General features: G+C 70.9%; 15 protein-coding genes. 6 read left to right on the forward strand and 9 right to left on the reverse strand.

From position 1 onward, the window contains the following. Positions 1-64: 64 nt before the first annotated feature. From QOL99_RS03565 to QOL99_RS03595, 7 genes are all read right to left on the reverse strand, one after another. The gene (locus QOL99_RS03565; protein ID WP_285521404.1) at positions 65-460 is read right to left on the reverse strand and encodes a PH domain-containing protein; all 396 of its coding nucleotides are present in this window, start codon (positions 458-460) and stop codon (positions 65-67) included. Positions 461-673: 213 nt separating this feature from the next. Then, positions 674-916 carry a WGxxGxxG family protein gene (locus tag QOL99_RS03570; RefSeq protein WP_285521407.1) on the reverse strand — a complete coding sequence of 81 codons (243 nt, stop codon included), beginning with the start codon at positions 914-916 and terminating at the stop codon, positions 674-676. Positions 917-1,008: 92 nt separating this feature from the next. Then, the gene (gene radA, locus QOL99_RS03575) at positions 1,009-2,358 is read right to left on the reverse strand and encodes a DNA repair protein RadA (RefSeq protein WP_285521410.1); all 1,350 of its coding nucleotides are present in this window, start codon (positions 2,356-2,358) and stop codon (positions 1,009-1,011) included. Positions 2,359-2,363: 5 nt separating this feature from the next. Then, complete coding sequence (locus QOL99_RS03580; RefSeq protein WP_285521412.1) at positions 2,364-2,639, reverse strand: DUF2087 domain-containing protein; 276 nt, start codon at positions 2,637-2,639, stop codon at positions 2,364-2,366. Between the two features lie 112 nt (positions 2,640-2,751). After that, positions 2,752-4,995 carry an ATP-dependent Clp protease ATP-binding subunit gene (locus QOL99_RS03585; RefSeq protein WP_285521416.1) on the reverse strand — a complete coding sequence of 748 codons (2,244 nt, stop codon included), beginning with the start codon at positions 4,993-4,995 and terminating at the stop codon, positions 2,752-2,754. Positions 4,996-5,159: 164 nt separating this feature from the next. After that, positions 5,160-6,449 (reverse strand): S41 family peptidase, encoded by a 1,290-nt coding sequence (locus QOL99_RS03590; protein WP_285521417.1) that lies wholly within the window; start codon positions 6,447-6,449, stop codon positions 5,160-5,162. 68 nt (positions 6,450-6,517) lie between these two features. Then, complete coding sequence (locus QOL99_RS03595) at positions 6,518-7,270, reverse strand: fumarylacetoacetate hydrolase family protein (RefSeq protein ID WP_285521420.1); 753 nt, start codon at positions 7,268-7,270, stop codon at positions 6,518-6,520. A 23-nt stretch (positions 7,271-7,293) separates the two neighbouring features. On the opposite strand from QOL99_RS03595, the gene QOL99_RS03600 reads away from it, so the two are divergent. The 4 genes from QOL99_RS03600 to QOL99_RS03615 are packed head-to-tail and all read left to right on the forward strand — an operon-like array spanning position 7,294 to position 10,651. Beyond that, positions 7,294-7,914, forward strand: coding sequence for an NUDIX hydrolase (locus QOL99_RS03600; RefSeq protein WP_285521423.1), 621 nt, complete (start codon positions 7,294-7,296; stop codon positions 7,912-7,914). 4 nt (positions 7,915-7,918) lie between these two features. Further along, entirely contained in the window at positions 7,919-8,356 is a 438-nt protein-coding gene (locus QOL99_RS03605; RefSeq protein WP_285521425.1) for a hypothetical protein, read from the forward strand. Beyond that, a complete protein-coding gene (locus QOL99_RS03610; protein WP_285521426.1) occupies positions 8,353-9,165 on the forward strand; it encodes a hypothetical protein in 813 nt (270 codons plus the stop codon). The genes QOL99_RS03605 and QOL99_RS03610 overlap by 4 nt, the downstream gene beginning before the upstream one ends. Before the next feature lie 10 nt (positions 9,166-9,175). Continuing rightward, positions 9,176-10,651 carry an aspartate aminotransferase family protein gene (locus QOL99_RS03615; protein WP_407650137.1) on the forward strand — a complete coding sequence of 492 codons (1,476 nt, stop codon included), beginning with the start codon at positions 9,176-9,178 and terminating at the stop codon, positions 10,649-10,651. 10 nt (positions 10,652-10,661) lie between these two features. On the opposite strand, the gene QOL99_RS03620 is transcribed toward QOL99_RS03615, so the two are convergent. Further along, positions 10,662-11,174: a hypothetical protein gene (locus QOL99_RS03620; protein ID WP_285521427.1), complete on the reverse strand. Its 513-nt coding sequence runs from the start codon at positions 11,172-11,174 to the stop codon at positions 10,662-10,664. 115 nt (positions 11,175-11,289) lie between these two features. On the opposite strand from QOL99_RS03620, the gene QOL99_RS03625 reads away from it, so the two are divergent. Next, positions 11,290-12,642: an acyl-CoA dehydrogenase family protein gene (locus QOL99_RS03625; RefSeq protein ID WP_285521430.1), complete on the forward strand. Its 1,353-nt coding sequence runs from the start codon at positions 11,290-11,292 to the stop codon at positions 12,640-12,642. A gap of 135 nt (positions 12,643-12,777) precedes the next feature. Here QOL99_RS03625 and QOL99_RS03630 read toward each other — a convergent pair whose 3' ends face one another. Beyond that, on the reverse strand, positions 12,778-13,242 hold the full coding sequence (locus tag QOL99_RS03630) for a hypothetical protein (protein WP_285521432.1): 465 nt from the start codon (positions 13,240-13,242) through the stop codon (positions 12,778-12,780). Between the two features lie 138 nt (positions 13,243-13,380). Between QOL99_RS03630 and QOL99_RS03635 the strand changes: the two genes are divergently transcribed. After that, a partial coding sequence (locus QOL99_RS03635; protein WP_285521433.1) for a MazG nucleotide pyrophosphohydrolase domain-containing protein occupies positions 13,381-13,768 on the forward strand: 388 nt, incomplete at its 3' end.

The following is a 13,768-nucleotide window of genomic DNA, read 5'->3' on the forward strand; positions in this document are numbered from 1 at the left end:
ACGCAGAAACGCCGTCACAGAGCAAGGGTGACGGCGTTTCTGTGTTCAGGTTGGACCCCATCGCCTAATCCATCACGCCCGCGCCCCTTTGCCTGAGCTGCTGCAAGAATCCAGCCGGGTCAGCGGGCGTAAGGAAATAGGTCCGGCCGTCATGGTCAATCAGGACACCCCGGTCCAGACGGGAGGCGACGGCCTGGACATGCTTTGGCCCCTCGCCCCGCCACTGGTAATTCCCGGTGTAGTAGCCCGCCATTCCGGTGCCGCCGACTTTCAACCCCAGACGCCCGGAGGGGGCAGAGGCGCGAAGTCCCGCATAAGGCCAGATGACTGTGCTGCTCAAGCGGCTGACCTGTAACCCCTCGCTCGTCAGGGCATAGCGCAGACGACGTGGAGCGATCAGGAAGAACACTGCCAGGACGGTAGCCAGCAGGGTGAGGAACAGGTGGAGAGGGAGCGGCACCGGCTCTCCAAGGGGAAACCATACGGCGGCCAGCAACAAGGCAGGACTGCCCCACTGCAACAGCCAGAACCAGCGGGGCGTCTGCGCGGGGGCCTTGGCGACCGATTCCATCATCCTGACCAAGTGAGCAGGGGGGCACCGCCCCAGGGGAGCGAAAGATACGGACAGAGAAAACCGCCGCCCGGGCCTGGGCGGCGACTTGGCGCTGAGGATCTAGCGGCGGGTGGTGTTCGCCGTGTTGACCGTGGTCGCGGTGTAGCGCTTGCCGGTCAGCCCGGCGAGGCCCAGCAGCCCGGCGAGGCCCAGCCAGCCCCAGTCGGTGGCGGAGTCGGTGGCCTCGGCGGGGGCGTTGGTGCCCACCGTCTCGCCCTCGCTGCCGTCGGTCTGGGCGTAGGCGGTCACGGGAAAGGCCAGCACGGCGGCCAGGGTCAGGGTCTTGAGCGCATTCTTCTTCATGAGGGGCAGTGTGACGCATCGCCCAGAAGGGAGAGATGACCCGCCCTTGAGGAAATCTGTATGTGCGTGGGGCTGCCCCCACAGGAGCGCGTTCAGGACCCGGAGCGCCATACCAATCCCACCGCCTCCTCCACGCTGCGGACCCCCTCGCGGCCGTCCAGACCCGGCGGCACGACAAGCTGCCGGTACCCCGCGCGGGTGGCTTCCTCGGCGCGGCGCAGGGCGCCCTGGGTGGAGCGGACCTCGCCTGCCAGCCCGACCTCCCCGAAGACTGCCACGTTGCCCGGCAACGCCCGTCCCACCACCGCCGAGTACACGGCGAGCGCCACCGCGAGGTCCAGGCCGGGGTCGGGGACCTTCAGGCCGCCCGCGAGGTTGACATACACGTCCAACCCGCCGAGCGTGAGGTCGAGGCGCCGCTCCAGCACCGCGAGCACCACGTCCACCCGGCGGGGGTCGAGGCCCACGACCACCCGGCGGGCGTTGGGGTAGGGCGTCTTGCTGGCGAGGGCCTGCACCTCCAGCAGCATGGGGCGCTGGCCGTCGATGGTCGCCGCCACGACACTGCCGGGCACGCCCACGGGCCGCTCGGCGAGAAAGGCCGCGCTGGGATTTTCGACGGCGACCAGCCCCTCCCCGCGCATCTCGAAGACGCCGAGTTCTCCGGCCTGACCGAAGCGGTTTTTCACGCTTCTGAGCAGCCGGAACGCACCCACCGTCTCCAGAAAGACCGTCGTGTCCACGATGTGCTCCATCACCTTCGGCCCGGCGACGGTGCCGTCCTTGGTGACGTGGCCGACGAGGACCGTCGCGGTGCCCGTCTCCTTGGCGGCGCGGGTGAGCAGGGCGGTGCCGTCGCGGACCTGGGCCACGCCGCCGGGGGCACCGTCGCCCTCCACGGTCACGGTCTGGATGGAATCCACGATGCACAGGGCGGGATTGTGCTCGGCCATCAGCGCGGCGACGTGCTTGGCGCGGGTGTCGCGGGTGAGCTGAATCTCGGCGGTGACGCCCAGGCGGTCGGCCCGCAGGCGAATCTGCTCCAGCGACTCCTCGCCCGCGACATAGAGGACCGTCTGCCCGGTCTGCGCGAGGCGGTCGGCGACCTGAAGCAGCAGCGTGCTCTTGCCGATGCCGGGTTCGCCGCCGATCAGGGTGACGCCGCCCGCGACCAGCCCGCCCCCCAGCACCCGGTCGAGTTCGGGGATGCCGGTGGGCGTGCGGGGTTCCTCGCGCCGCCCGACGCCCGACAGCGGGGTGAGCTTGCCGCCGGTCACGCCGCCATAGCCGCCCGCGCCCCCAGTGCGGGCCTTGCCTGCCGTGACGGTGGGCACCTCCTCCTCGAAGGAGTTCCAGGCCTGGCAGTTGGGACAGCGGCCCAGCGGTTTGGCCGACTGGTAGCCGCAGCTCGTGCAAACGTACTTGGTGGTGACTCTCGCCACCGGGGCTACCCGTTGGGCCGGGCGTCCGCCCGCCAGTAGTCCCCGTCCCCGGCCGCGAGGTAGTCCCCCTCCACGAGTTCGGTCAGCAGGACCGAGGGGTCTTCCAGGGTGCTGTGGTCGGCCAGCAGCGCGGTCACTTCCTCGGCCGAGTAGCGGCGGCCCGACTCGAACAGCCCGGTCAGGTGGTCGAGGATGGCGAGCTGGTGGGCGCGGCGGCGATCCGAGGGCCAGCCGGTGATGCGGCCGTGTTCGTCTTGAAAGGCGGCGATGCTCTTGGTCATAGAGGAGCATGGTAACGGGTGGGCGCGGGCGGGACCGTGCCAGGAGCGGCACCGAAGGGGCACCAAAGGAATGAGGCGGAAGCCGAAGCCCCCGCCCCCCTGTGGACGAGGCTCAGGCCAGGATCTGCGGCGGGGCCGTCATCCCGCGCTCGAACTGGATGCCGTCCTCGCCCAGCACGACGCGCAGTTCCTCGCCCGCGTTCCCCAGCAGTTCCAGCGCCAGCGGGTCTTCGAGTTCCTCCCGGACCAGGGTGCGCAGCTGGCGGCTGCTGCCCACCGCGTGCTTAGGGCTGCGGGCCTTGAGCTTGCCCACCAGCCACGCGGCGATGGCGGGGTCAAAAGTCACGTTCAGCTCGCGGCTGGCGAGTTCCTCGCGCATCTCACCCATCAGTTGCTGCGCCACCCGCACGAGTTCTTCCTCACCCAGCGGCCGGAAGCGGATCACGTCGTCGAGGCGGTCGAGGAACTCCGGCGTGAAGATGTGCCGCAGCGGGGTGTTGGAATCCTGCGTGACCGGGCTGAAGCCCACCGTCGGATTGACGTTGAAGCCCGTGTTGCTGGTCATGATGATGATGGTCCGGCGGAAATCCACCGTGCGGCCCAGGCCGTCGGTCAGGCGGCCGTCGTCCAGCACTTGCAGGAAGGTGTTGTAGACATCTGGGTGCGCCTTCTCGATCTCGTCGAGCAGGATCACCGAGAAGGGCTGGCGGCGCACGGCCTCGGTCAGGCGGCCGCCCTGCTCGAAGCCCACGTAGCCGGGAGGCGAGCCGATCAGCTTGGAGATGGAGTGCGACTCCTGGAACTCGCTCATGTCCACCCGGATCAAGCTGCGCTCGGAGCCGAACAGCGTCCGCGCGAGCGCCTTGGCGAGGTGGGTCTTGCCCACGCCGCTGGGGCCGACAAAGAGGAAGCTGGCGGCCACGCGGGTGCGCCCGCCCAGGCCCACCCGGGCGCGGCGCAGGGCGCTGGAGAGGGCCTTGATCGCGTCGGGCTGGCCGTACACCTGATCGGTGAGCTGTTCTTCGAGTTCGCCGAGGTGCCCGGCGGTTTCCTCGGTATAGATGCCGCCCATCGAGTTGATCACGCTCTCGATGTCCTCGCGGGTGACGTAGGGTTCGCCGTCCTCCGTCTCCGCGACGGGCAGGCCCACGCTCATGTTCAGGCGAACGCGGCTGGCAGCCTCGTCGATCAGGTCGATCGCCTTGTCGGGAAAGTTGCGGCCCGGCAGCGACCGTTCCCCGATGCGGACGGCGAGTTCGAGCGCCGCCTCGGGAATCTGGACCCCGTGGTGCTCCTCGTAGCGGGGGCGCAGGCCGCGCAGGATCTGGAGCGTCTCGGCGGGGCTGGGCTCCAGCACGATGACGGGCTGGAAGCGGCGTTCGAGCGCGGCGTCCTTCTCGATGTAGCGGTGGTACTCGCCGGTCGTGGTGGCGCCGATCACCTGAATCTCGCCGCGCGACAGGGCGGGCTTGAGGATGTTCGCCGCGTCGAGGGTGCCCTCCGCGCCGCCCGCCCCGACCAGGGTGTGCAGCTCGTCGATAAAGGCCATCACCTTGGCGTTGCGCAGTTCCTCGATAATCTGGCGCAGCCGTTCCTCGAACTCGCCCCGGTACTTCGTCCCGGCCACCACGCCCGAGAGGTCGAGGCTGACCAGCCGCACCCCGTGCAGGTTGGGCGGCGTGCGCTTCTCGTGGATGGCGAGCGCGAGCCCCTCCACGATGGCCGTCTTGCCCACGCCGGGGTCGCCGATCAGGACGGGGTTGTTCTTGGTGCGCCGGGTCAGAATCTGGGTGACGCGCCGGATCTCCTCCGAGCGGCCGATCACCGGGTCGAGCTTGCCCTCACGGGCCTGCTGGGTGAGGTCGCGGCCGTACTCGTCGAGGAAGGGCGTGGCGACGGGTTTGGCGGCCTTGCCGGACGCGCCGCCTCCCTCGCCCTGCGCGAGTACCCGCCAGCGGATGGTGTCCACGTCCTTGGTGAGTTCCTGCAGGATGCGGAAGGCCACCCCGTCGCCCTCGCGGATGATGCCCAGCAGGATGTGCTCGGTGGAGGTCACCTGGGCACCGAGGTTGCGGGCTTCCGAGGAGGCGAGTTCCATCACCCGGCGAGCGCGCGGCGTGATGGAGGGGGCGTCGTTGAGACGGTTGCCCTCGCCCCGGCCGATGATCTCCTCGACGCGCCGGCGCAGGCCGTCCAGGGAAGCGCCGAACTCGGTCAGGATGGTCGCGGCGGTGCCGCCCTCGCGCATCAGGCCGAGCAGCAGGTGTTCGGGGCCGACCATCGCGTGCCCGAGGCGGTTGCCCTCTTCGCGGGCGTAGTGGAACACGAGGCGGGCGCGGTCGTCGTATCGGTTCATGGAGGCTCCCCCCTGTGTCGGTGTCCGAGAGTGGGACGGGGCGAAGGCGTGCGGGGTCCGGGATTGGGAGAAGGAGGGCCGGGCAGGGCGGCGCGGGTGGAGACGGGGAGACCTGCCTGAAGTCTAGTCTATGGGCCGCCGGAGGCAGGAAACGCGGCGAAGGGTCACCATCTGGCATCCCCGGAGGTCCCCACCGCCGCGAGCCGCCGCAGCGCCGCCGCAAGCGTGGCGTCCTCCCCCCGCGTGGTGAGCGCGGTGAGGTCGGTGGGAGCCAAGACGTCGGGCACGAGGGCCGCGGGCAGGGGCCGCCCCGCCGCGTCGAAGGCCCGCAGCACCGTCAACGAGAGGAGGTGCCCGCCCGGCAGCGGCAGGAACTGCACCCCGCTGTTGCCCACGCCGCGCGTGGCCTCCCCGACGACCACCGCCCCGGCTCCCCGCGCGAAGTGCGAGAAAACCTCGGCACAGGACGCGGTGCCCGGTCCCACCAGCACCGCGACCGGGCCGCGCCACACGTTCAGGGTGCCCGCCGCCGCTCGCGCCACCGCCGCCCGCACCTCTTCCCCGCGCAGGCCGCCGTAGCTGGAGGTGCCGCCCTCCCAGCGCGACTGGTAGACCACGGGCGCAAAGGCGCTCGCCGCCGCCACGCACTCGCCCAGCGAGCCGCCGCCGTTGTAGCGCAGGTCCACGATCAGCGCCGAGGCCCCGCCCGCCTGCGCCTCGGTCAGCCGCTTGAGGAACAGCTCAGAGCTGTCCTGCGGCAGGAAGCTGGGAAAGTCGATCACGGCGACCCGTCCGGTGCCCCCCGCGTCCACCCAGCCGAGGGTCGGCTCGTCGCGGGCCTGCAGCGGGGCCGTCCCCAGGGTGAGGTCACGGTCGGGCACCCCGGCGCGGCGCAGGGTCACGGGAAGGGGGGCAGCGCGGCGCTCCAGCGTGACGAACTCGTTCGGCCCCAGCGGGAGGTTCTGGCCCTGCGCGTCCTTGCCGGGCACCTCGCCGTTCACGCGGGTCAGCAGGTCGAATCGGCGCACGCCCGCGAGGTCGGCGGGGCTGCCGGGCATGACCGAGACGACGAGGAGGCCGCCTACCACCCGTGCCACCCGCACGCCCGTTCGGGGCACGGCGCGGTTCTCGCTGATCTCGCGCAGGCGCTCGGCCCCCTCGGGGTCGCGGACGTTGGTGTGGGGGTCGCCCAGTTCGGTCAGGAGGTCGCCCAGCACCGCGCGGGCGGTGGCGTAGTCGCAACCCTCCCCCTGGGGGGCGCAGCGTTCGGTCAGCACGTCGGCGTAGCGCCGGGTCAGGTCGGCGCGGTCGGCGGTCGCCCAGCCGAAATAGCGCGTTTCCAGCGCCTGGGTCGCGGCCCCGTACAGGTCGGTCGCCGGACTCGCACCCGCCAGCCCCAGGGACAGCGAGAGCGCGAGCGCCAGCACGCGGGAAGGGAGCGGGTTGTGGGGCACGGACGCAGGCTAGCGCGGCGGTGCGCGAAGCAACCGTGCGCGGCCCTCCGATGCCGTGCCCGGCAGGGCTACCCGATCCGGGTGGTCAGCACGCCGATGCCCTCCACCTCGACCTCCACCGTATCCCCGCGCGAGAGGGGACCGACGCCCTCCGGCGTGCCGGTCAGCACCACGTCGCCGGGCTCCAGGGTCACGTAGCGGGTGAGGTAGGTCAGGATGGCGGGCACGCCGAAGATCATGTGGCTGGTGCGCCCGTCCTGGCGGGTTTCACCGTTCACGCGGGTCACCACGCGCACGTCGGCGGGATCGAGGTCCGTTTCCAGCCACGGCCCCAGCGGGCAGAAGCGGTCGGCGGCCTTGGCGCGGAACCATTGCAGGTCGGTCTTCTGAAGGTCACGGGCGGTGAGGTCGAGGCCGCAGGTGTACCCGGCCACGTGGTCCAGCGCGTTTTCCGGCGTGAGGCCCCGCGCCCGCCGCCCGATCACGAGCGCGAGTTCGCCCTCGAAGTGAAAGTCCCCGGTCCACTCCGGGTAGTCCACCGTGTCGCCCTCGGCGGCCAGGGCGTTCGGCCCCTTCAGGAAGATGCCGGGTTCCTTCGGCAACTCGCCCGTGTCGTTGCCGAGTTCCTTGATGTGGTTGACGTAGTTGCGGCCCACACAGACGATCTTGCTGGGTTCGGCGGGAGCCAGCAGGGTCGCGGCGGACAGGGCCACCCTCTCCCCCGTCCGCTCGCCCGCCATGCCGCGCGTGAGGTGAACCGTATCCCCTTCGAGTTCGCCCCAGGAAGGGGAGCCGCCATGTGCGATTCGGACCAGACGCATGGGGCGAGGATATACGCTCGGCCATGCCGACCCTCGCTCAGCTCCGTGAACTCCAAGCCATCGCCCAGGCCGGGCTGACCTACACCCGCGACCCCTACGACCGCGAGCGCTTCGGGCGCCTGCTCGCGCTGACCGCCGAACTGCTCGCGGAGGGCACCGGGCAGACGCCGGAAGAGGTTCACGGCCTGCTCCAGATCGAGCGCGGCTACCTCACCCCCAAGGTGGACGTGCGGGCCGTCGTGCTGAACGCGGCGGGCGAGGTGCTGCTCACGCGTGAGCGGGTCGACGGCCTCTGGAGCCTCCCCGGTGGCTGGGCCGACCCCGGCGACAGCCCCCGCGAGGTGGCCGTGCGCGAGGTCCGCGAGGAAACCGGGCGAGGGGTGCGGGCGGTGCGGCTCCTCGCCCTGCTCGACAAGGACAAGCACCCGCATCCGCCCGACCTGTGGGCCGTGTACAAGGTCTTTCTCGCCTGCGAACTGCTGGAGGACGTGGCCGCCCACCCCGACAACACCGAGACGCTGGAAAGCGGATGGTTCTTGCCGGACGACCTGCCGCCCCTGTCCCTCGGGCGCAATCTGCCCGAACAGGTGCGGCGGATGGTGGCGCTGTGGCGGGAGCCGGGGCTGGGCGTGGACGTAGACTGACCGGGTGAAAAGCGCTGCGCTGGCTGCCCTGCTGCTCGGTTCGACGGGACTGGCTGCCTCGCCCACCGTGTCGGCCCGGCTCTCGGTGCAGCGGAGCGGGACTACTCTCTCGCACGCTTTGAAGCTACACAACCGGCTCGCGGTGCCGTTCCGGGCAGCGTATGTCTGCACGCTGGAGACGGCGCTGGTGAATGCCGCCGGGCGAGTCGTCCGGCAGTATCCACCCGAGGACACGGCCTGTCCCAGCACCTATTTCTGGCTGAGCGTGCCCGCTCGGGGCCGTGCGACGGTGTTTCAACACAAGCTGCCCTGGAATCTCTCTGAGGTGCCACCGGGGGTCTACCGGGTCAGGGCGCGGTTGCCCCTCTTCCGCGTTCCTGCCGCCTTTCAAGTGAGCAAACTCGTCACGTGGAGCGCCCCCTTCACCCTGCCAGGCAAATGAGCCACCCCGTCACCCCCGCGCAGCGCGACCTCAACCGGGCCATCCGCGCCGCGATCCTGCGCGACGGCCGCATCGGGTATGCCCTCGCCTACGGCAGTTTCACCCAGGGAACCGCCGACGCCTTCAGCGACCTGGAGTACTACGTGTTCCTGTCGCCCGCCGACCTGCCCGGCTTCGGCGTGCGGGCCTGGCTGGAAGCGGTGGCCCCGGTGCGGCAGTTCGTGGTGAACGACTTCGGGACGCCGAATGCGGTGATGGACGGCCTGATCCGGGTGGAACTGCACGCCGAGCCGGACACCGCGCTCCCGGGGGTGGAGGCGTGGCCCAACGAGAACATGAACCCGGCGGCCATGCTCGTCAAGGACAGAGGCGGCCGCCTCGCTGCCCACCTCGCCGCGCTGGCGGCAAAGGAGGGGCCGCACCCGGAGGCCGAGGCGCAACTCCTCCACGACCGCCTGCTGAACTGGCTGGTCTTCGGCGTGAACGTGCTGGAGCGCGGCGAGCGGGTGCGGGCGCTGGAGGTGCTGGGGTGGGTGCGCGGCGGGCTGCTGCGGCTGGCGCGGCTGGCCGAGGGGAACACTGGGCACTGGCTCACGGCCTCGCGCCGGGCGGAGTGGGAGCTGAGCGCGGCCACGCTGGACCGTTACGCCCGCCTGACCGGACGGCTGGACGAGCTGGAGACGCTCTACGCCGAGGCATGGAGCTGGACGCAGGAACTCACCGCGCGGGTGCCGGGGCTGCGGGGAGCGGGGCCGGAGCTGGCGCGGGACCTCACCCGCCGCCTCGGAGCAGCGCGGCAGCGGCGCTAGACTGCCCCGCGTGACTTCCCTTCCCCCCGCCCCACTCCCAGCGGGCTTCATCCGCGCCGGGGACGTGCTCGATGAACGCCTCAGCGCCGCGCAGGTGCGGACGCTGGACATGCGGTACGGCAACGAGGAACTGCTGTACGGCCTGGGCCTGCTGGACCTCTCCGGGCCCTTTTACAAGGTGTCGCCCTGGGAACTGGAGGACGAGCACGGGACGCGGCGCATCAACGCGTCCGGGTACGCGGCGGTGCCGTTCGGGGACATGCCGCCCGCCATCACCGAGTTCCTGCACGAGTTCCTGGACCGGAACCGGGCGCTGAGCCTGCCGCAGCAGTCGAGTTCGCCGTGGCGGGCGGCCCTTCAGACCAACCTCGTGCGGCTGCTCTCGCGGGAGTTGCCCAGCCACGCCGACTCGCAGGTCTTCTTCTGCTCCAGCGGCACCGAGGCCATCGAGGGGGCGCTGAAGTTCGCCAAGGCGTGGAGGCCAAAGGCGAAGTACTACGTCTCCTTTTCCAGCGGCTACCACGGCAAGACGCTGGGCAGCCTCAGCCTGACCCCCAACCCGGAGTATCAGGACATCTTCCGGCCGCTGGTGCCGGGCGCGGTCACGAGTCCCTACGGTGACCTCGACGCGCTGACCCAGCTGATCCGGCGGCTGGGACCGGACAAGGTGGTGGCGGTGGTCGTGGAACCCATTCAGGGCGAGGGCGGCGTGAACATTCCCCCGCCCGGGTTCCTGCGCGGGGTGGGCGAGCTGTGCCGCCGACACGGCATCGTCTGCATCGCGGACGAGATTCAGACCGGGCTGGGGCGTACCGGGCACTGGTTCGAGTCGGCGGCGCAGGGCCTGGACCCCGACATCGTGACCCTCGCCAAGCCGCTGGGCGGCGGGATGACGGCGGTGGGCGCGACCATCGTGCGGCACGCGATCTACAAGAAGATGCTGGGCGGCCTGAGCTCCAAGCGGCACTCCAACACCTTCGGCGGCAACGCGCTGGCGATGGCGGTGGGCCTGAAATCGCTGGAGTACCTGGTGGAGCAGGACCTCCCGGCCCGCAGCGCCCGCCTGGGCGCGGCAGGGCTGGCGCGGCTGCAGGCCCTGCAGGAGGAGTACCCCCGCCTGCTGGAGAGCGTGCGCGGTCAGGGCCTGCTGCTGGCGATGCAGTTCCGCCCGATGGTGGGCGTGCCCCTGCCCGGCGTGCTCAAGGAGATCGTCTTCGAGGCGACCGCGATCCTCGCGCTGCGCGAGCTGCACGCGGCGGAGGTGATGGCGAACCTCAGCCTCAGCTCCAAGCGCACGGTGCGCCTGACCCCCGCGCTGGACATGCCGGAAGACCTCTTTTTCACCATGCTGGGCCGGGTCGGGGTCTTCGCGGGCCGCAACCCCGCCTCACGCCATCTGCTCACGAACACGCCCCCCGGGGTCACGGCGCGGCTGGCGCAGTTCGCGGCGAGCAAGCCGAAGAAGCGGACGGAGAGCGACGGGTAGACGGCACCCCCTACGCCAGCCCGCAGGCCCGCTGCACCAGCACATGCACCTCGTCGCGGCCCATGCGCCGGGCACGCAGGGGCAGGTCAGCGGGCAGTTCGGAGAGGCCGGGTACCAGCGGCGCGAAGCGGAACTCCGGGCGGGCGATCAAGTCACGGGCGGCGGTGAAGGCCAGGACCGCGTCCAGCCGCAGCTCGTAGTGGGCGTTCAGCTCGGCGCGGAGGGAGTCGGGGTCGCCCGCGAGCAGGGCGATCAGGGCGGGGTGCAGGGCAAAGCCCTCGTCGAGCGAGTCGGTGACACGGGCCACGTCGAGCAGCAGCGCCGCACCGGGCAGGGCGTACCCACTGATACGGCGGCGGCAGGTCTCGGGCGGGTCGCCGCGCACCTCCTTCACCTCGCGCCCCACCCGCGCCGCGCTCGCCAGGTAGGTCCAGAAGCGGCCCAGGCTGCTGTAGCGGGCCAGTTCCACGTACCCGGCGGGCCGGGCGGGCAGCGGGCGGGTGGGTTTTGCGGGGGCGGTCACGCCCGTATGCTCTCGCGCCCCCGGGCACCGGGGGGCCGAGTCTCAAGGCCGGGTGAACGGGGCCTGGGGTGCAAGGCCCCAGTCTGGACAACTTGCACCGGGTACAAGAAGAGGCATGACCAATCCAGCCACCCTTCAGGCGATGCTCGCGCACCTCGACCTCGGCGCCCTTGAGCGGCTGGGGCAGAAGGTGGACCTGCCGGGCCTGCTCTCCAGCGTCTCGCAGCTCAACGACGGCCAGCTCAGGCAACTCGCCCGCACCCTGGGTGGGGGCGGAGGCCGCACGAATGAGCTGCCCACGCCCGACGGCGACTTCTACGGCCAGCTGAACCGCTTGACCCCCGAGCAGCGGGAGGTCCGGCAGCAGACCCGCACGTTCATGACCGATCAGGTCCGGCCCATCATGAACGTGTACTGGAACCGCGACGAGTTCCCGCAGCAGCTCATCCCCGAGCTTCGCAAGCTCGACCTGGTGCGGCGGGTCTGGAACGAGGACGGCACCCGCAAGCCCGACGCCACGCTCGTCGAGGGCCTGATCACCCTGGAAGCCTGCCGGGTAGACGTGTCGACCGCCGTCTTCTTTGGGGTGCACGCGGGGCTGGCCTTCGCGTCCATCGCGCTGGGCGGCAGCGAGGAGCAGAAGGCCGAGTGGCTGCCCAAGATGCTCGACCTCGAGGCCATCGGGGCCTTTGGCCTCACCGAGCCGGAGGGCGGCTCGCAGGTCAGTCAGGGCATGCGGACCACCTGCCGCCGCGACGGGGACAGCTGGGTCCTGAACGGCGAGAAGTACTGGATCGGCAACTCGCCCTTCAGCGACTTCACGGTGGTCTGGGCGCGGGACGAGGAGACGAATGAGGTGCGCGGCTTCATCGTGCGGGCGGGCACGGCGGGCTACCGGGTCGAGAAGATCGAGGGCAAGACGGCCCTGCGGATCGTGGAAAACGGGCACATCTTCCTGGAGGAGTGCCGGGTGCCCGAGGCCGACCGCCTGCAGGCGGTGCGCGGCTGGCGCACGACGGCCGAGGTGCTGCGGCTCACGCGGGCGGGCGTGGCGTGGCAGGGCGTGGGCTGTGCGCTGGGCGCCTACGAGCTGGCGCTGGGCTACGCGCAGACCCGCGAGCAGTTCGGCAAGCGCATCGGGGAGTTCCAGCTGATCCAGAACCACCTCGTCCATATGCTGGGCAACGTGACGAGCATGCTGGGGCTGGTGCTGCGGCTCTCGGACATGGCCGACGCGGGCGAGATGGAAGACGAGCACGCCTCGCTGGCGAAAGTGGTCACGGCGGCCCGCTGCCGCGAGACGGTGGCACTCGCCCGCGAGACCTTCGGCGGCAACGGCATCCTGCTGCAAAACGGCATCGCCAAACACTTCGCGGACACCGAGGCGATCTACTCCTACGAGGGCACCAACGAGATCAACACGCTGGTGGTGGGCCGGGCGATCACGGGCTTCAGCGCGTTCGTGTAACGGCTTCAGGAGCAGGTCAGTCAAAGCGGGCGGGCTCCCAGCCTAGGAACTGAGAGCCCGCCCGCCTTTCATCTGTTTGCCGGGATCAGCCCGGGGACGCCGTGCCCAGTCCCATCTCCGGCGACCCCGCCACGGTCAGGGCAGGCGCCGCGCCAGCTGGTCGTACAGGAAGTTGGCCGCGTCGTGCTGGTGCTGCCACAGGGTCAGCAGTCCGAACTGGTCCTGCACGGTGACGCGCCGCCCCGCCGGGAGGTCGAAGTCCAGCCGGGCGGTGAGCTTGGCCCACGGCACCAGCGAGCCCGGCGCGATCAGGATCGGGCTGACCTTGATCACGCCGGGCGTGTTCGGGTCCGCGACGATGGTGGCGCCGGGGTAGCGGCGCTTGATCGCCCCGGCCGAGTCACGGCCCATCGCAGCCAGGATGCCGCTGCGCTGCTCGGGGCTGAGCAGGTTGGGATTGCCCTGAATCTGGGGCGCCAGAACCACGTAGCGGGCGGTCGAGAGGGCCTGGGCGTTCCAGAAGTTCGCGGGCTGAGCGCCCGCCGGAGCAGAGGACAGGGCGAGCGAACCGAGGGCCAGGGGCAGCAGAACTTTCTTCATGCCGCCCAGTGCAGCACGGCGGACCTGACGGACGGTGAACCCGGGGTGAGGGTGCCGCCGTCACGTTCTGGCCGCAACCGGATTCCGTCCGGCGCGGGCGACAGAATCCCGGCCCCGATCCGCCCTAGCATGGCCCTCATGCAAGAGCTGCTGACCACCCTGCGCCGGTTGCGTGCCCCGGACGGCTGCCCCTGGGACCGCGAGCAGACCCACGACTCCCTGCGGCCCTACCTGCTGGAAGAAGCGGCCGAGGCCGTGGACGCTGTGGCAGAGGGACCACAGGCCCTCGCCGCCGAACTGGGGGACGTGCTGCTGCAGGTCGCCTTTCACTCGGTGATCGCCGAGGAGGCCGGGGCCTTCGGGTACGCGGACGTGGAACGCGGCATCGTCGAGAAGCTGGTGCGGCGCCACCCACATGTCTTCGGCGACGTGCAGGTCGCGGACTCGGGCGAGGTCGTCGCCAACTGGCAGGCCATCAAGGCGGCCGAACGGGGGGGCAGGCCCCGCCGCGCCGCCGACCGGGTGC

It is taken from the genome of Deinococcus rhizophilus, assembly GCF_030271215.1.
Lineage (GTDB): Bacteria > Deinococcota > Deinococci > Deinococcales > Deinococcaceae > Deinococcus > Deinococcus rhizophilus.